The sequence below is a fragment of the Streptomyces sp. R11 genome, from assembly GCF_041051905.1.
Lineage (GTDB): Bacteria > Actinomycetota > Actinomycetes > Streptomycetales > Streptomycetaceae > Streptomyces.
The window spans coordinates 4,723,996-4,741,717 of sequence record NZ_CP163432.1 but is presented as its reverse complement, the minus strand read 5'-3'; the positions used below and the strand labels follow the sequence as shown (position 1 = coordinate 4,741,717).

At 72.2% G+C, this 17,722-nt stretch carries 14 protein-coding genes; 8 read left to right on the top strand and 6 right to left on the bottom strand.

The annotated features are described in order from the left end of the window. Positions 1–128: 128 nt before the first annotated feature. Positions 129–2,129: an Ig-like domain repeat protein gene (locus tag AB5J55_RS21690; RefSeq protein WP_369272265.1), complete on the top strand. Its 2,001-nt coding sequence runs from the start codon at positions 129–131 to the stop codon at positions 2,127–2,129. 32 nt (positions 2,130–2,161) lie between these two features. On the opposite strand, the gene AB5J55_RS21685 is transcribed toward AB5J55_RS21690, so the two are convergent. Further along, positions 2,162–3,226 carry a hypothetical protein gene (locus AB5J55_RS21685; RefSeq protein ID WP_369272264.1) on the bottom strand — a complete coding sequence of 355 codons (1,065 nt, stop codon included), beginning with the start codon at positions 3,224–3,226 and terminating at the stop codon, positions 2,162–2,164. Between the two features lie 70 nt (positions 3,227–3,296). Then, positions 3,297–4,487 carry a PP2C family protein-serine/threonine phosphatase gene (locus tag AB5J55_RS21680; RefSeq protein WP_369272263.1) on the bottom strand — a complete coding sequence of 397 codons (1,191 nt, stop codon included), beginning with the start codon at positions 4,485–4,487 and terminating at the stop codon, positions 3,297–3,299. A 156-nt stretch (positions 4,488–4,643) separates the two neighbouring features. On the opposite strand from AB5J55_RS21680, the gene AB5J55_RS21675 reads away from it, so the two are divergent. Further along, positions 4,644–5,099, top strand: coding sequence for a hypothetical protein (locus AB5J55_RS21675; RefSeq protein WP_369272262.1), 456 nt, complete (start codon positions 4,644–4,646; stop codon positions 5,097–5,099). A gap of 92 nt (positions 5,100–5,191) precedes the next feature. On the opposite strand, the gene AB5J55_RS21670 is transcribed toward AB5J55_RS21675, so the two are convergent. After that, complete coding sequence (locus AB5J55_RS21670; protein WP_369272261.1) at positions 5,192–5,422, bottom strand: hypothetical protein; 231 nt, start codon at positions 5,420–5,422, stop codon at positions 5,192–5,194. Between the two features lie 130 nt (positions 5,423–5,552). Between AB5J55_RS21670 and AB5J55_RS21665 the strand changes: the two genes are divergently transcribed. Further along, positions 5,553–6,479: a hypothetical protein gene (locus AB5J55_RS21665; protein WP_369272260.1), complete on the top strand. Its 927-nt coding sequence runs from the start codon at positions 5,553–5,555 to the stop codon at positions 6,477–6,479. Here the strand turns inward: AB5J55_RS21665 and AB5J55_RS21660 are convergent. After that, positions 6,394–7,713 (bottom strand): PLP-dependent aminotransferase family protein, encoded by a 1,320-nt coding sequence (locus AB5J55_RS21660; RefSeq protein ID WP_369272259.1) that lies wholly within the window; start codon positions 7,711–7,713, stop codon positions 6,394–6,396. The genes AB5J55_RS21665 and AB5J55_RS21660 overlap by 86 nt on opposite strands. Positions 7,714–7,802: 89 nt before the next feature. Here AB5J55_RS21660 and AB5J55_RS21655 point away from each other — a divergent pair, with 89 nt between their 5' ends. The 3 genes from AB5J55_RS21655 (at position 7,803) to AB5J55_RS21645 (ending at position 11,683) form a co-directional block, all read left to right on the top strand. Beyond that, positions 7,803–8,582, top strand: a complete 780-nt coding sequence (locus tag AB5J55_RS21655; RefSeq protein WP_369272258.1) for an alpha/beta fold hydrolase — start codon at positions 7,803–7,805, stop codon at positions 8,580–8,582. 93 nt (positions 8,583–8,675) lie between these two features. Beyond that, the gene (locus tag AB5J55_RS21650) at positions 8,676–9,689 is read left to right on the top strand and encodes an endonuclease/exonuclease/phosphatase family protein (RefSeq protein WP_369272257.1); all 1,014 of its coding nucleotides are present in this window, start codon (positions 8,676–8,678) and stop codon (positions 9,687–9,689) included. A gap of 41 nt (positions 9,690–9,730) precedes the next feature. Further along, positions 9,731–11,683, top strand: coding sequence for an FUSC family protein (locus AB5J55_RS21645; protein ID WP_369272256.1), 1,953 nt, complete (start codon positions 9,731–9,733; stop codon positions 11,681–11,683). Between the two features lie 217 nt (positions 11,684–11,900). Here AB5J55_RS21645 and snpA read toward each other — a convergent pair whose 3' ends face one another. Beyond that, on the bottom strand, positions 11,901–12,569 hold the full coding sequence (gene snpA, locus AB5J55_RS21640; RefSeq protein ID WP_369272255.1) for a snapalysin: 669 nt from the start codon (positions 12,567–12,569) through the stop codon (positions 11,901–11,903). Positions 12,570–12,741: 172 nt separating this feature from the next. On the opposite strand from snpA, the gene AB5J55_RS21635 reads away from it, so the two are divergent. Continuing rightward, positions 12,742–13,686: a LysR substrate-binding domain-containing protein gene (locus AB5J55_RS21635; protein ID WP_369272254.1), complete on the top strand. Its 945-nt coding sequence runs from the start codon at positions 12,742–12,744 to the stop codon at positions 13,684–13,686. A gap of 20 nt (positions 13,687–13,706) precedes the next feature. On the opposite strand, the gene AB5J55_RS21630 is transcribed toward AB5J55_RS21635, so the two are convergent. Continuing rightward, positions 13,707–15,782 carry a PhoX family phosphatase gene (locus AB5J55_RS21630; RefSeq protein ID WP_369272253.1) on the bottom strand — a complete coding sequence of 692 codons (2,076 nt, stop codon included), beginning with the start codon at positions 15,780–15,782 and terminating at the stop codon, positions 13,707–13,709. Positions 15,783–16,069: 287 nt separating this feature from the next. Here AB5J55_RS21630 and AB5J55_RS21625 point away from each other — a divergent pair, with 287 nt between their 5' ends. Beyond that, positions 16,070–17,599, top strand: a complete 1,530-nt coding sequence (locus AB5J55_RS21625) for a VWA domain-containing protein (RefSeq protein ID WP_369272252.1) — start codon at positions 16,070–16,072, stop codon at positions 17,597–17,599. Positions 17,600–17,722: the final 123 nt, after the last annotated feature.

Below are 17,722 nucleotides of genomic sequence, written 5' to 3'. Positions count from 1 at the left end.
TCTCTTACGCAGCCCTTCACCCCGCTGTCAGTGCCATGACCTAGCCTTCGATCACTCACGGCGGCTCGCGTGCCCTCATCTGCCGCGCCCGCCCCACTTATTTTTCGTTCCGGGGGGTTCGAAAACCTGTGCGCAGACGCACCCTTCCGACCGCGACGGCACTCGCGGTCCTCTTCAGCTCGGTCGCCCTGGTGGCGACCGGCGCCGGGTCGGCGGCGGCCGACTCCAGCACGCCCCTGCCCCTGAAGTCGACCGGCGACATGGTCGTCGACGGGGTGCACCACCGGGTCTTCATCAGCGACCCGACCGCCGGCCAGGTCCTGGTCACCGACTACGCCGGCGCACTCGTCGGCACCGTCGGCTCCCTGCCCGGCGTGCGCGGCCTGGAGCTGTCGCCCGACTCGGGCACCGTGTACGCGGCCGTGGCGGACGCCGACGCGGTCGTCGCGATCGACACCGCCACCGCGACCGAGGCCCACCGCTACGCCACCGGCGCGGACGCCGGTCCCAGGTATGTGGCCCTCGCCGGCGGCAAGCTCTGGTTCAGCTACGGCGCCGGCGGCGACGGCAACATCGGCTCGCTCGACCTGAGCGGCACCGACCCGGTCGTCACCCTGGGCCAGGACACCGCCCGTACCTTCTACGACGCCCCGATCCTGGACGCCTCCGCGGGCGCCCCGGGCACGCTGGTCGCGGGCGCGCCGGGCCAGAGCCCGGTCGTCCTCGCCGTGTACGACGTCGCGTCCGGCACCGCGAGCCGGACCACGTACGCCTTCGACCCGGGCAACACCGGCGGCGGCAACCTCGCCGACCTCGCGGTCACACCGGACGGCAAGGACGTCATCACGGCCAGCGGGGCGCCGTACTACCAGGCGGTCTACAAGCTCTCCGACCTGTCCGCGGACGGCAAGTACGTCACCAACACCTACCCGAACGCGGTCGACATCGCCCCGAACGGGGACGTCGCGGCGGGCACCAGCTCCTGGTACGACCCGGACGTGCACGTCTTCAAGCAGGGCGAGCCGAACCCGCTCAAGCAGTACGACTTCCCCAACACCGGCTCCAGCAGTGGTTCCGACACCCTCGCCGCCCGGGGCCTGGCCTGGGCGCCGGACGAGAGCAAGCTGTTCGCGGTGTCGCTGAACAGCAACGACGCCTACTCGCTGCGGATCTTCGACGCCCCGACGAAGGCGGCCACCACCCTCACGGTCGACGCCCCGGCCACGGCGACCCGCGCCAAGCCCCTCACCCTCACCGGCACGCTGGCCTCCTCGGCCCCGTTCCCGGCCGGCACCAAGGTCTCCGTCACACGCACCGACGACGAGTCCCGGTCCGGCAAGGCGCTCGGCACGGCGACCGTCGCGGCGGACGGGACGTACTCCTTCACGGACACCCCGCCGGCCGGCGGCAAGGTGACGTACACCGCCGCCTACGGGGGCGACGCCGCTCACGCCCCCGCCACCGCCTCGGACTCGGTGACCGTCGCCAAGACCGCGACGACGCTGACGCTGAACAACGGCGGCAAGGTGTACGACTACAACAGCAACGTCACCTTCACCGCGCACCTCGGCACCACGTACAAGAACCGCAGCGTCGAGATCTGGGCCGACCCACACGGCTCCGACAAGCCGAACACGCTGGTGAAGAAGGGCACGGTCGACTCCCAGGGCAACCTGACGGCGAGCCTGCGCCTGACCCGGGACACCAAGGTCAGCGCGAAGTTCACGGGTGACACGCGGTACGCCGCGAAGACGACGACCAACACCGTCTACACCAGGGTGAGCATCTCGACGTCGCTGAGCGGCTACTACAAGACGGCCACCGCCTGGAACGCGAAGTACTACTACTTCCGCCAGACCAAGGACCCGATCCTCAACACGACGATGACGATGTACCCGGGCCGCAAATACCAGTTCCAGATCCAGCAGTTCTACAGCGGCGCCTGGCACACCACGGCCACCGAGTACTTCGGGCTGGACCGCTACGGCAAGGACTCCGTCCTCCTGGACGACAACCCGCCCACGGGCGCCCGCTTCCGGATCCGCTCGTCCTACGTCGACCCGGCGTCGGGCGACAACGTCAACACGACGACGTACGGCGGCTGGAAGTACTTCACCTTCACCCGCTGAACCGTCATCGCTGAACCGTCATCGCCGAACCGTCAGCCGCTGACCTGCAGCTGCCGCAGCTGCCGATGGACGTTCTCCAGGGCGCCGCGCCGGCGCCCCGGCACCCGGCTCCTCAACTCCACGAGGACGGGCCCCAGTTCGCGCGCGAGGGCCGTGTCGCGGATCTGCCCCCACTGGTGGTGGGCACGGTCCACCGCGGCCTCCACCGCTGGCGCGTCCGGGGCCTGTCCGGCGGAGAGCCTGGAGGAGGCGACCGTCAGCCAGGTGCGGCAGCTGCGCACCGGGTCCCCGGCCAGCATCGCCAGGTCCGCGCGGACCTCGCCCCAGTGCAGGGCCTCCTCGGAGGCGTGGCCATGGGTGTGGACGGCGGTCTGCTCGTGCCGGGCGGCCAGCGCGTCGGCGTCACCGTGCCGGCCCGCCTGGACGGCGCTGGTGATGGCGGCGTGCGGGTCGCTCGGCACGGGGCCCTGCGCGGTCAGCACGATGTCGATGCCCACGCCGCCCTCGGGCGCGATCCGCTGCAACGCCAACTGGTGCAACTGGTCGAGGGGCGGGCGGTGTCCACTGCGCAGCAGGGTCGCGACCGCCTTCATGTACGCCGGGCCCGCCAGGGTCCGCCGGTTCGGCGGTGGCGCGATCCGGCCGTAGACGGCGTGGTCGCGGCCCGAGTCGAGGGGGTGTGCGAGCAGCCACTGCCAGGTCTCGTGGTCGGCGTGCAGATCGAGGACCAGCGAGGTGGAACCCGGTGCGCGCAGGCGCAGTTCCTCGCGGATCCAGTGCCAGGGGAAGCCGTTGTAGCGGACGGTCGACGGGGTGGACCGGGCCAGCGCCAGGTGGGGCAGGTGCTGGCGGCGGTCCAGTTGCAGCTGGCCGGCGACGAAGACGGTGAGCGGGCCGGGGGCGACGGCAGCGGCGCGCAGGCGGGTGAGGACGGCCTGCGGTTCCAGGGGGTCGGCGAGTTCGACGACGTTGGCGGTGTCCGTGCCGGACAGCACCGCGGGCGGGACCGCCGCGAGGACGGGGAGCACGGAGGCGGCGTCCACCAGAGAGCCCCTGCCCGCCGGTGAGGCGGCGAGCAACAGCACTGTTCCGGGCATCGGTCCCTCCCCATCCCCCGTCGATCACGTACGGCAGCACCGTAACCGCTGCGGCTGCAAAGAGGGGATCTCAGGGCTGCAAACGTCCGTTTCCGTCCCCATTCCCCGCACCGGCCGTCCGCCGTACCGCGAACACCGTCGTGTCGTCGGACAGATGCCCTCTGCAGTGCCGCAGCGTGCTCTCCCGCACGAAGTCGACCAGGCGCCGGGGCTGCGCGATGTCCGGGTCGGCGGCGACGGCCTTGGCGACCTCGGTGTCGAGCGGGAAGAAGACGCCGTCGCCGTCGCGGGCCTCGGTCACACCGTCCGTGGTCAGCAGCAGGGTCTCGCCGGGCCGCAGGGCCACCCGGTGCACGGGCGGCGGACCGTCGGCGGGGGCCAGTCCGCCGTAGCCGAGGGGCAGGGCGTGGCCGGGCGGCAGCGGCTCCACGCCGTCGGGGCCGACGACGAGCGGACAGTCGTGGCCGAGGACGACGGCATCGATCGTGTCCGGCTGCTCCTCGGGAAAGCCGATCAGGACGGCGGTGGCGAACCGGTCTCCCTCCTCCTTGCCCAGAGCCGCGCGCAGCCGGATGTGCCGCAGCAGACGTTCCTCCAGTCGTACGGCGACCATCGCCAGATCCGGCTCGTGATAGGCGCTCTCACGGAAGGTGCCGAGCAGTGCGGCCGCCGCCTCCACGGCGCCCAGCCCCTTGCCCTGGACGTCGCCCAGGATGACGCGGGTGCCGTGCAGGCCGATCTGGATGTCGTAGAAGTCTCCGCCGACCCTGGCCTCGCTGTCGGCGGCGAGATAGACGGCCGCGTGCTCCAGACCGCCCCAGCCCGGCGGCAGCGGACGCAGCACAGTACGGCGGACGGTGGCGGTGACGTCCTGCATGTGCAGCATGCGCCGCTCCCCGCGCACGCGGACCGCGCAGGCCAGCGTGGCGAGGACGCCGCCGATGCCGGCCAGGACGAGGTCGGGCAGGCCGGCCTGGTACTCGTGCGGCAGGGCCGCGTCGGCGGCGAGGTAGGTGGCGGGTGCGAGCACCGCGAAGACGGCCGTTCCCCACACCCCGCAGATCGCGGCGGCGATGCCGGGCACCAGCACGATCCAGGACAGGATCCGGAAGTCGCTGCTGGTCCTGAAGTCGACCAGCACGATGCCGACGAGCAGCACCAGCGGCGGGACCCAGGCAACGCTGTGACCGCGCACGCTCAGCAGCCCCGACCGGCGCGCGTCGCCCTGCGGGCCGGCTTCACCGTCGCTTACGGCCCTCATGGGCTTCAGCGAAGCACGGCGTTCGACGCGCCGCATCCGGGTATCCGGGCCCCGCCCTCGAACGCCGGACGGGCGCGATCGGCACCGCCGACTTGCCACCCGACCGTCCCGGGTGTGCTCTGGAGGGCGGGGGCGTGGAGAGAGAGGAGTGCTCACATGGCTCATGCGGCACCCGTGCCCGGAAGGGCCCGGCGGGTGGGTACGACCGGGATGAGCGGTCTGCCCGATGTGTTCAGCGCGCGGACGCACCGAGTCGCGAGTGTGGCCGTGCCGGTCGTCCTCGGGCTGGTCTACGGCTACTGGGCCGCGGCGAACCGGCGCTCCGGCGGGGAGATCACCGGCTGGAACCTGCTCTTCGGCTTCGTCACCGCGGTCGCGTTCATGGTGCTGTACGTCGCCGTGCGCTGGGTCGCCTCGCGGGTGATCCGGGAGGTGCACGCGGTTCTGTGGGCCGCCTTCGCGGGCGGCACGTTCGGGTTCCTGTACAGCCAGGCCCCCAACACGGTCCTGAGGTCCTCGATCATGGGGCTGGTGATCGGCGCGGCCTGCTTCGTCGTGCTGTTCTACCGCTACTACACGCACGAGGACGCCCAGGGCCACCGCATCGGCTGATACGCGGAGCGCCCCGGCTGACGCACGGTTCGGCCCCGGCCACCGATGGTGCCGAGGCCGACCGGTTCCCCTTCATCCACCCGCGATCACGGTCATCCAGCCACGATCACGATCACGTTCACGTTCACGGAACCGTCGTCGAAGTCCGGGCACCAGTGCCAGAACGGGTCGTCGTTGAAGTGCTGACCGCGGAACTGGCACTCGATGCCGGCCCTGTCGCCACGGTCGTCGGCCACCGCGGTGGTACCGGTCGTCGCGACGGCGAGGGCGCCACCGGCCAGCAGGGCCGCGGCCATGATCCGCAGAGACGGAGTGCTGCGCATGATGGGCCTCCTTGCTCCCCTGATCCATAAGACACCCGTTCGGGTGAACGCTCCACCGGAGAGCGGAATCGTGCGTCCGTATGCAGGCACAGGGCTGGCGCCCACGCCCCCGTGATCCTTGCCTGAGAGGGTGCCCACCCGTCTGCGGAACGCCCTGTCGGCAGCGCTGATCGCCCTGTCGTGCCTCCTCGTGCCGTTCGGCGCGCTGGCGGCGTGGGTGTCGTACGCGCTGGTCGACACGGGCCGGTACGTGACCGCGATGGCGCCATTGGCCCACGACCCGGCGGTGCAGGGCGCTGTCGCGGACACCGTCGGGGCGGGGATCATGGACGCGGTCGGCGACAGACTGGACACGTCCCCGGTGTCCCCGGTGTCGCCGGAGAGCGGCGCGGTACGCCCCTTCGTGCAGGACGCCGTGCGCTCCTTCACCCGTACCGAGGCCTTCCGCACGGCGTGGGAGGCGGGCAACAGGGCCGTCCACGACGCGGTGCTCAGCGCCCTCCAGGACGGACGACACGGCACGGTCACCGTCGACCTGGCCCCGGTCACCGCCCAGGTCAAACGCCGGCTCACCGAGGACCGCATCCCGTTCGCGCACCACATCCCGGTCGAGCACACCGACGTCCCCGTGCTCCCGGCCCACGAGCTGGACCGGCTCAGGAAGGGGTACGACGTGCTCGAAGTCGCCGGGTTCTGGCTGCCCGTCTCGGCCGTCGCGCTCGCCGCGACCGGCATTGCCGTCGCCGCCTGCCGCCGCCGCGCGGTCACGGCGACCGCGCTGGGCACGGCACTCGGCGGCTCGCTCCTGCTCCTCACGCTGGTGATCGGCCGCAGGCTCACGCTGGCGGGCCTGGCCGAGGCGGCCCACCGCCCGGCCGCGGGCGCGGTCTACGACGCCCTGACCCAGACCCTGCGCACGGTGTCCTGGCTGCTCATCGCCCTCGGCCTGACCGTCGCCCTCATCTGCCGCCTCACGGACCTGCTCGCACGACGCCGCCGAGCGTCCGCAACGCCCGCCGCAGATCCGGCTCAGGAGCCGACGCGAGCCCGAGCCTGACGGCGTCCGGGGTCCGGTTCGGGTCGACGGCGAAGGCGGGACCGGGCGTCACGGCGATGCCGAGCGCGGCGGCAGCGGCCGTGAAGGTGTCCGCGCGCCACGGCGCGGGCAGCTCCCACCAGGCGAAATAGGCGCGCGGATCGGACCGTACGGCGAACCCGCGCAGTTCCTCGCCGACGATCCGCTGCCTGCGCGCCGCGTCCGCCCGCTTCGCCGCGACCAGCCGCTCCACCGTCCCGTCCCCGATCCACCGCACGGCCGCCTCCAGCGCGAACCGCCCCGCACTCCACCCGCCGGACCGTACGGCCGCGGCCACCGTCTCGACCCGCTCCTCGGGTACGACGAGGAAGCCGACGGTGAGCCCGGGTGCGACGCGCTTGGAGAGGCCGTCGACGACATGGGTGAGGCCGGGTGCGTGGGTGGCGAGGGGGGCGTCGTCCGTGAGGAACGACCAGATGCGGTCCTCGATGATGGGGATGTTCAAGTCGGCCGCCGTATCGGCGAGTTGGCGTCTGCGCTCGGGGCTCGTGGTCACCGAGGCCGGGTTGTGCAGGGTCGGCTGAAGGTAGAGGGCGGCCAGCGGAGCCGTGCGATGGGCGGCGGCGACGGACTGCGGGCGCGGGCCCTCCTCGTCCGTGGCCAACGGCACCAGGGTGATGCCGAGCCGGGCGGCGATCTCCTTGACCACGGGATACGTCAGCGCCTCGACGCCGACCCGGCCGCCCGGCCGGACCAGGGAGGCGAGGGCGGCGCCGACGGCCTGGCGGGCGTTGCCGGTGAAGAGGATTCGGTCGGGTGCGGGGTGCCAGTCCGGTGTGGCGAGGAGGCGGGCCGCTGCTTGGCGGGCTTCGGATGTGCCGGTGACTGCGGCCGGGCGGAGGGCGTCGGTCAGGACGTCGGGGCGCAGGAGCGGCGCGAGGGCGGGGGCGAGGAGCTCCGACTGACCCGGAGCGCAGGGGTAGTTGAGCTCCAGGTTGACCGGCGCCGCGGTGGCGGCCTCGACAAGGGCCCGCCCGTTCCCTTCCGGAGCGGCCCGCACGAAGGTCCCGCGGCCGACCTCGCCGACGACCAGCCCGCGCCGTACGAGTTCGGCGTACACCCGCCCCGCCGTCGACCCGGCGATCCCGCGCCGCCGCGCGAACACCCGTTGCGGGGGCAGCCGTTCGCCGGGCCTGAGCCGTCCGGCGGCGATGTCGTCGGCCATGCGGTCGGCGAGACGCCGATAGTCGTCCACGAGACTCCCCCATCCACGGGCTCCCCGGATTGCACCGAGGGCAAAGATCTTATTGCACCGAGGAGTTGGGGCGATCTAGGGTCATCCACATGAGCCCCTTCCTCGCATACGAGGACAAAGGAGTCGATAGCTCATCGACCCCGCTCGTCCTCGTCCACGGCCACCCCTTCGACCGCACGATGTGGGCACCGCAGATGGAGACGTTCTCCGCCGCCCGCCGGGTCGTCGCCCCCGACCTGCGCGGCTACGGCGCCTCCCCGGTCGTCCCCGGCGTCACCCCGCTCTCCGCCTTCGCCGAGGACATCGAGGCGCTGCTGGACGACCTGAAGGTGGAGACCTTCGTGCTGGCGGGCCTGTCGATGGGCGGCCAGATCGTCATGGAGTGCTACGCCCGCTTCCCCCACCGCATCCGGGGCCTGGTCCTCGCCGACACGTTCCCGGCGGCGGAGACGGAGCAGGGCAAGAGGGCGCGCAACGCCACGGCGGACCGACTGCTGCGCGAGGGCATGAGCGGATACGCCGACGAGGTGCTGGAGAAGATGGTGGCGCCGTACGCCGACGCCGAGGTCAAGGCCCACGTCCACGGCATGATGACGGCGACCCCGCCCGAGGGCGCCGCGGCGGCCCTGCGCGGACGCGCCGAACGCCCCGACTACCGCGACCTGCTCACCCGCGTCACGGTCCCCGCCCTGGTCGTCGTCGGCGCGGACGACGCCTACACCCCCGTCTCCGACGCGCAGGCCATGCACGCGGCCCTCCCGGACTCGACCCTGCGGGTGATCGAAGGCGCGGCCCATATGCCGAACCTGGAGCGGCCGGGGGAGTTCGACGAGGCGCTGGGGGAGTTCCTGGCGCGGGTGGATGGGTGATCCGTACCCGTGGCCGCCGCGCAACCTTCCCCCCATGACCCCCGTCTTTGAGGGAGGATTCGGGCATCCCACCCGCGAGCGGAAGGCCGGGACTTGGAGACTGCGACTGCCGAGTGGACGGCTTCCCGGGACGGTGAGTCAGGACGACGGGCCGGGCGCAGGCTCGGCCGATGGACGGCCGGCCTGCTGTTCCTGGGTGTCAGCGTGGTCGTCGGCTGCCGGGTCGCCGACGTGGACGGCGTCACCCCGGTCCCTCAGCTCCTCGCCTTCCTGCCGTGGCTGCTCGTGCCCACCGGCCTCGGACTGCTGTCGGCGCTCTTCTCGCGCTGGTGGCTCGGCGTCGTATGGGCCGTCGCGCTCCTCGGACTGCTGGCCTGGTACATCGAGCCGTACGGGAAGACCGGCCTGCCGGGCGGGCCCCCGCTCGTCTCCTTCCGGGTGCTGACCTCGAACGTCGAGTTCGGGCAGGCGACCGACGCCCTGGTCGCCGCCGTCCGCCGAGAGCGGCCGGACATCGTGTTCGTCCAGGAGTGCGAGTACACCTGCGACGCCGGGCTCAAGGAAGCCCTCGGCACCGACTACCCGCACCGGGCGGCGCAGGTCGAGGCCGGGTCGGCGGGGTCGGTCGTCCTCAGCCGCTTCCCGCTGGACCCCGCGGACGGAGTCGACGGCACCATGGCCATGCCCGGCGCGGTCGCCGACGTGCGCGGACATGCCGTACGGCTCCAGCTCGCGCACCCCATGCCGCCGCTGCCCCAGCACGTCGACCTGTGGCGCCGGGAGCTCGGCGACCTGCGGGACTTCTCCGCCGAGAGCATCGGCGGCGACGGCCGGACCCCCGTGATCCTGGCCGGGGACTTCAACGCCTCCGAGGACCACGCCGCCTTCCGCCGCATCCTCGACGCCGGTCTGCGCGACGCCACCCGGCTCACCGGCGAGGACCGCACACCCAGCTGGCCGGCCCGTACCGCGCCGCCCTTCGGGGTGCAGATCGACCACGTGCTCCTGTCGGCCGAGTTCTCCGCCCGCACCGCCCGCTTCCTCGACCTGCCGGACACCGACCACCGTGCCCTGCTCGTCGACGTCACCCTTCACCAGCGGCGATGAGGTCGGCGACGAGCTGAACAAGCGTGCCCATAATGGGCCCCATGTCCCGCGAGCTCCCCATCGGCCTCACCCCGCCCGACTGGCTCGTGCGCAACCTCCGGGCCCAGCCGGCCCCCGTCAACTGGCCCGCCGTGGTCCGCGCGGCGATCGCGCTGTCCCTGCCCCTTGCCATCGGGCTCGCCGTCGACCGCCCCGGATACGGCGCCCTCGCTTCGATGGGCGCCCTCAACGGCGTCATCAGCGACACCGCCTCCGCCTACCGCCTGCGCATCCCCACGATCGCGATCCCGCAGCTCTTCGGCGCCATCGGCATCACCGTCGGGGCCCTGGTGTTCGGCCACGGCTGGGTCGCCGTCGCCGCCGTCACCGGCGTCGCGCTGATCTCCGGGATGATCTCGACGATCGGCGCGGTCGCGTCCGTGTCGGGGCTGTTGCTGCTGCTGACGTCCGTGATCGGCGCGGGGCTGCCACTGCCGGGCGAGTGGTGGATGGCACCGCTGCTGATGGCCGGCGGCGGGCTGCTCGTCCTGGCCCTGGCGCTGCTCGCCTGGCCGCTGCGGTCGGGGGTGCCGGAGCGGGCCGCGGTGGCGGACAGCTACCGCGCGGTCGCCGAGTTGCTGGAGGTCGGCGGCAGCGACGGCGGCACCGCCCTTGCGTACGACGCCGGCCGGCACGCCGTCACCCAGTCCCTGAACCAGTCGTACGACATCATCCTCGCCCACCGCGCCCGCCACCACGGCCGCAGCCCCGAACTCACCCGCCTGCTGGCCCAGTTGAACGCCATCACCCCGGTCGTGGAGGCCGCCCCCGCCGCCCGCCTCAGCGCCGGCCCCCTCCCGCCCGAGGTCCCGGCGGCGGTACGGCACCTCGCCTCCGCCGTGGAGACCGGCTACACCGGGCCGATAGGGCTGAAACTGCCCGCCCCGACGACCGACACCGGCCGCGCCGTCGACCACGCCCTGCGGCACGCCGCCGAGGTCGTCAGCAACCCGGACGTCGACCCGCGCGGCATCGACGACCGCCTGGGCCGCCCGGCCGCCCTGAGCATCCGCGCCGCCCGCGCCCTGCGGGGCGTCACGCTCTCCGCCGCCTCCTGGCGCTACGGCCTGCGCCTCGCCCTGTGCATCGGGATCGCCCAGGCGCTGGTGTCCCTCATCCCGGTCCCCCGCTCCTACTGGGTCGCGCTGACCATCACCTTCGTCCTCAAGCCCGACTTCGGCTCCGTCTTCTCCCGCGCCCTGCTGCGCGCCCTCGGCACGGTCGCCGGGCTGGTCATCGCGGCGGCGGTGCTCGCGGAAGTGCCGCGCGGCTGGTGGGACGTACCGGTGCTGTTCCTGCTCGCCCCGCTGATCCCGGCGCTCACCCCGCGCGGGTACGGCTACCAGACTGCCGCCATCACGCCGGTGATCCTGCTCCTGTCGGACGTCCTGAACCGCCAGGGCACCGCCCTGCTGCTGCCCCGCCTGGGCGACTCCCTCATGGGCTGCGCGATCGCCCTGATCGCCGGTTACCTGCTGTGGCCGGAGAGCTGGCACACCCGGGTCGGCGCCCGCCTCGCGGACGCGGTGCAGGACACTGCACGCTACGTGGAGGGCGCCTTCGGTCCGGACCCCGTGGACCCGCCGGCCCGCGCCCGGATGCGCCGCGGCCTCTACCGCACCCTCTCCGCCATCCGCACCGAATTCCAGCGTGCCCTGACCGAACCCCCGCCCACCGGCCGCCGGGCAGCCGCCTGGTGGCCCCTGGTCGTCGCAGTGGAACGCATCATCGACGCGACCACGGCGGCGAGGGTACGAGTGGCCCACGGCGCACCCCCACCGTCCACCACCGAGGCGATGCAGGTGGCCCGCCAACTGAGAGAACTGGCGGAGGGCCTGCGCCAGGCGGAAACCCTGTACGAGGTCCGCACGGACCTGAGCGGCCCGGAGGGCAGCGTCCTGGAGCCCCTGCGCCAGGAGGTGGCAGCGGCAAGAGCAATCGCGTCCCCGCACTGAAGTCCCCTCAGGGGCACGGAGCCTGAGCGGCAGCCGACCCAGGGGCGCGGGGCTGTGTCGCGGCTCCGCCGCGTGGGCGCGACCAGCCACAACGAACCCGCAGCCGTCCACCATGGCAAGCCACCCGAGCCATTGGGCGCACCGTCCCGAAAAGCGGCGCGGCCGCCCCGTGCAGGAGGGCGACCGCGCCGTGTGTGGGGGGTGGATCCTGGCCCGACTAGCGGGCAGCGACCTTGTGCAGCGCCTTGTCCATCGCCGCGGCGAACCCGTTGGCCCACAGCTGCTCCACGCGGGAGCGCTCGTTGGCGTCCGGGTTCGGGTTCGTGCAGGACGGACCGGGACCGCCGCCCGACATCAGCTCACTGCACGGGCCCTCGTAGTGATCCGGCAGACCCAGCACGTGCCCGGTCTCGTGCGCGGTGACGCGAGTCGAGTCGTACTCCTGGTTCTGCGCGTAGTCGAGGAAGATGTACCCGTTGCCGTGACCGTCGGTCGAGGCGTACGAGCCGCGCGGGTCGTTGCCCTCGCGGTAGGTGAAGTCGGCGTTCGAGCCCTGCTGGAGCTGGACGTTGGACACCGAGCTGTTCCAGATCTGGGTGCTTCTGGCTATCTGCGCGCTGAACGTGGGCGCCCCGGAGGCGTCGTAGACGACGGTGACGGCCGCGGCGCGGGGGTTCGCGGCGCGCTTCTCGGCGACGGACTTCACGACCGCCTCGAAGAAGGCCCGACTGGCGTCGGACTCCGCGGACTTGGCGACGTAGCCGGCGGTGGCGGAGGTGTGGGCGGGTGCCGCCGTGGCCGGGGCCGCCGTGCCCAGGCCGAGTGCCGCGACACTGAGACCGACTGCCGCCGCCGTACGGGCGGACATGGACGTGGACATACGCATCGATGACTCCTGGGTGGGGGGTGAGTCGTCAAGGCGAGTGTCGGCGCCTGTGAGGCCGCTGTGATGATGGCAACCGGTGATAGCACAGCCCTATCAGGGCCCCAATTGGCGGGCATCAGGGGGGATTTGTGCGGCTGGTGAAACCCGCTGTTCCGCTTTAGTCTCCGAGGGCATGGAGCTCGAGGTGAGACACCTCCGCGCGCTGTGCGCCATAGCCGACGCCGGCAGTCTGCACCGGGCCGCCCGCCAGTTGGGCGTCGCCCAGCCATCGTTGAGCACGCAACTGCGACGGATCGAGCAGGAGCTGGGCGGCGCGCTGTTCCTGCGCGCGAGAACCGGCTGCCGCCCCACGCCGCTGGGCCGGCTGGTCCTCAGCCGGGCCCGCCCGCTGGTGGCCGATATGCGTGCCCTGGTCGCCGAGGCGAGGGCGGCCGCGGTGGGCGGCCCGGAACTGCGGGTCGGCTCGACCGCGAGCAAGGCCCTGGCGGGCTGGCTGCGCCGACTGCGCGGCCACGGCCAGGACCCCACCCTCCACATGAACGTCTCCCCCAACGCCCTGCTGCGCATGGTCGCCGACGGCCAGCTGGACGTCGCCTTCGTGCACGAGGTGGAGGGCTGCCCGCTGCGCATCCCGCCGGAGCTACGGCTACGCGTGTTGATGGAGCGCGAGCCGCAGTTCGTGTCGTTGCCGACCGACCATCCGGCCGTGGCGAAGTCCGAGGTCGCCCTGCGTGACCTGGCCGACGACCGCTGGATGGTCGACCCGACGGTCGACGGCGAGTGGGACGCCGTGCAGCGGATGTTCCGCGCGGCGGGCGTCAACCCCCATGTCCTGCACGGCGACTACTACACGGCCGACGCCCTGGTCGCCACCGGCGAGGTCGTCGCCGTCTGCCAGCCCACCCACGCCGACAGTCCCACGATGGCGGTACGGCGCCTGCACGGCGACCCGCTCGGCGTACGGCTCTTCCTCGCGGCCCGTACGGAGACGGACCTCGACGGGGTCTATCCCGCGCTGGAGGAGGCGTACTGGGAGGCGGCGCGGCAGGCGCCGGCTTACCGGGAGTGGCTGGAACACGACGGTGAGCGGCAGCCGCCGGTCCCAGCCCTTCCCTAGTGCCTGTCGGTGTCCGTCGATCAGACGCCGATGTCGCAGCCGTCCTTGCGCCAGACCGCCACGACCGCCGGACGGTTGATCTTGCCGGCACCGTCGGGCCAGGCGCTCAGCGGCTTCTCGGCCGTGGCGCCGTCGATCTCGCCCGGGTGCTGCACGGCGACGAGCACACGGCGGTCCTGGATGAGCGGACCGCAGGTCTCCGCGCCCTTCGGCACGGTCAGGAACTGCTTGAGCTCACCGCGCCGGTCACCGCGGGTGGCGACACCGAAGAGGCCGTCGTGCGAGCCGAGCTGCGCGCCGTCGGTGGAGATCCACAGGTTGCCGTACGAGTCGAAGGCCACGTTGTCCGGGCAGGAGATCGGGGAGACCCCGTCCTTCGGGTACCCGGCGAAGTAGGTGGCCGGGTCCTCCGGGTCACCGGCGACGAGGAACAGCGACCAGGCGAACTTCTTGCTGTCGGCCCGGTTCCAGCGCTCGGTCAGCTCCAGGACGTGCCCGTGCTTGTTGGCGTTGCGCGGGTTGGCCTCGTCCGCCTTGGCGTTCGTGCCGATGCCGCGGTTGGTGTTGTTGGTGAGGGCCACGTACACCTTGCCGGTGTGCGGGTTGGGCTCGATGTCCTCGGGCCGGTCCATCTTCGTCGCGCCGACCTTGTCACCGGCGAGGCGCGTGAAGACGAAGACCTCCTCGGCGGTCATGCCCTCGACGTGCGACTCGGCACCCTTCGCGGTGGCGGTGGCCAGCGGAATCCACTCGCCGCTGCCGTCGAACTCGCCGTCGGCCGGGAGCTTGCCGGTGCCGTCGATCTCGATGGCAGGGGAGTCGCCGGTGAGCTTGGCTACGTAGAGCGTGCCCTCGTCGAGCAGCGAGAGGTTGTGCTCCCGCACAGCGCGCGAGCTGCCCTTCTTCATCCGCTTGCTGCCGACGAACTTGTAGAAGTAGTCGAAGCGCTCGTCGTCACCGGAGTAGACGACCGGACGCCCGTCGTCGGTCAGCCGCACGGTCGCGCCCTCGTGCTTGAAGCGGCCGAGCGCGGTGTGCTTGCGCGGCTTGGAGTCGGGGTCGTACGGGTCGAGCTCGACGACGTACCCGAAGCGGTGCACCTCGTTCGGCTCCTGCGCGACGTCGAAGCGCTTGTCGAAACGCTCCCACTTGCGCTCGGTGGCACCGGTGCCGATGCCGTAGCGCTTGTCCGTGGCGCGGGTGGCGTTGCCGAAGTACTGGTTGAAGTTCTCCTCGCCGTGCAGCGTGGTGCCCCACGGGGTGACGCCGCCGGCGCAGTTGTTGAGCGTGCCGAGGGCCTTGCGGCCGGTCGGGTCGGCGGAGGTCTTCAGCAGGTCCGAGCCGGCGGCGGGGCCGGTGATGCGGAACTCGGTGGTGGCGGTGACGCGGCGGTTGAGCGGGTGACGCGAGACGGGGGTGAGCTTGCCGGTACGGTGCTCGGACTCGACGACGACCGCGGACAGGCCGTGCGCGGCCCAGGCGATCTCGACCTGCTCCTTGGTCGGGTTGGCGGCGTCGTAGCCACGGAACATGAGCACCTCGTCGGTGTACTCATGGTTGGCGACGAGGATCTGGCGGCCGCGCTCGCCGGGGACCGGCAGCAGCGCGAGGAAGTCGCAGTTGTACCCGAACTGACCGGCCTGGGCCTTCGCGGTCTGCTTCGCCGGGTCGAAGGCGGGCGCACCGCGCAGGATGGGCTCGCCCCAGCGGATGACGATGTTCTGCCCGTATCCGTCCGGAATGGTCACGGTGTCGGCGGTGTTCGGCGCGACGGGGTTGAACCGCAGCCCGCGGGCACCGCGGCCGAAGGTGCCGGTCCGCTCGGTCGCGGCGGCGGCCTCGGCGGCCTCGGCCTTCGGCGCGGCGACGGTGGCGGAGGCACCCACGGCGGCGGCCGCGGTGACGACGGCGGCGGCGCGCAGCGTCGTACGGCGGCTGACGGCCTCGGCGATCACGTCACCGACGTACGGGTTCGTGGTGGTGTTGGGCACCTCGTGGAAACAGGCGTCACCACACCGGAACCGGCAGGTCAGGGCGGCCCGGCCGCCGGGATGCGAGTCACTGTTCGTTCTGATGATCGGCAGCTGAATGCGCATGGCTTCTTGTACTCCCCTTGCTTCCCCTTGAGTGCAGCGTGGGGGACGGTAGGGGCACGTTTGTGCGGGAGCGGGGCGACCGCATGAACTGGAGGTGAATCAGAGGTATCCGTACGGGAGTTGGGCCCGCGCCGCGGAATCGGCGCGATGCAGCCCTTGACGTACCTCGACGGACGGAATCCTTCTGTGTCCGCCCCTCCCCAAGATCGCCATCTGGGGCCGCTAACCTTACGTGTCCGTCCTGGCCAGGGATCGACGGGCATCAACTCACGCGAAGGGTTGCGGACATGGGCATTCTCACTCTCCTGCGGAACGCATTCGGCCGATCACGCAAGGTTCGTACGGCCGAAGCAGAGGGTGCGAGTGCTGCGCCGGAACCGCAGCCGACGCTCCCTTCCCCCTCCCCGGAACCCACGCCGCCGACCACGGCCCAGGTCCCGGAACCGCGCACGTCGGAGCCGCAGGTGCCGCCCGCGCCCGAGGAGACGGACGACGAGCACGAGCTGGTCTCGGCCGCCTTCGACAACATCTCGGTGCCGAGGCCTGCGGACCCGGCGGAGGACCGGTCAACCGACGAGCCGACGAAGCCGACGGCGACCGAGGAGCCGGCCGCGGCAGAGCCGACGGTGGCCGAGGAGCCGGTCACGGCAGAGCCGACGGTGGCCGAGGAGCCCGCCACCGAGCCGGCCGAAGCTGAGGAGCCGGTCACGGAGACCCCGGCCGCCGAGGAGCCCGCCGCGGCGGAACCGGTCGCTGAGACGCCTGCCACGGAGGAGCCCGCTGCCGAGCCGGCCGAGGCCGAGGAGCCGGTCACGGCCGAGCCGACGGTCGCTGAGGAGCTGGTCACGGAGACTCCGGCCCCCGAGGAACCGGTTGCGGCAGAGCCGGCTGCCGCCGAGGAGCCCGCCACGGCGGAACCGGTCGCGGCGGAGCCCGCTGCCGCCGAGACGCCTGCGCCCGCGGAGGTGACCGAGGAGCCGAAGGCGACGGAGACCACTCCGGAGCCCGAGGCTGCCGAGACCGAGCCGGAGCCGGAGGCTGCCGAGACCGAGCCGGAGCCCGCACCCAAGGCCCCCGCAGCCGCCGACGGCGAGACCGCCCCACAGGAGTCACCCGCAGCCGACGACGAAACCGGCACGGGTGGTGCGGGCGGGAACACAAAGGCTGAAGGCGAAGCCGAAGCCCCCATCCCCACAACCCTCCGCACCGCCCACACCGCCGCCGCAACCACCCTCACCAAGACCAACGTCACCGGCACCACAGCGAAGCTCTACCTCGTGCTGGACCGCTCCGCGAGCATGCGCCCGTACTACAAGGACGGCTCCGCCCAGGCCCTCGCCGAGCAGACCCTCGCCCTCGCCGCCCACCTCGACCCCGAGGCCAAGGTCCACGTCGTCTTCTTCTCCACGGAACTCGACGGCACCGGCGAGCTCACCCTCACCGATCACGAGAACAAGATCGACGAGCTGCACGCGGGCCTCGGCCGCATGGGCCGTACCAGCTACCACGTCGCGGTCGAGGAAGTCCTCACCCACCACACCAAGACCGCCCCCGACACCCCCGCCCTGGTCGTCTTCCAGACCGACGGCGCCCCCGACGCCAAGACCCCCGCCACCCACGCCCTCACCACGGCCGCGAAGAACCACCCCGCCGTCTTCTTCTCCTTCGTCGCGTTCGGCGACCCGGAGAACAAGGCCTTCGACTACCTCCGCAAGCTGAAGCTGGACAACGTGTCCTACTTCCTGGCCGGCGAGGACCCGAAGGAGCTCACGGACGCGGAGATCTACGAGGGCATCCTGGCCACCTGGCGCCCGTAACCACCGAAGATCACCCCGGGCCGCCCCTTCCCACCCCTCGAAATGGGAAGCGGGCGGCTCACCCATGTCGGCTACGATTTCAAGGTTCGCAAAGAACCAAGAACCCCGAAATCCGACCTGGGA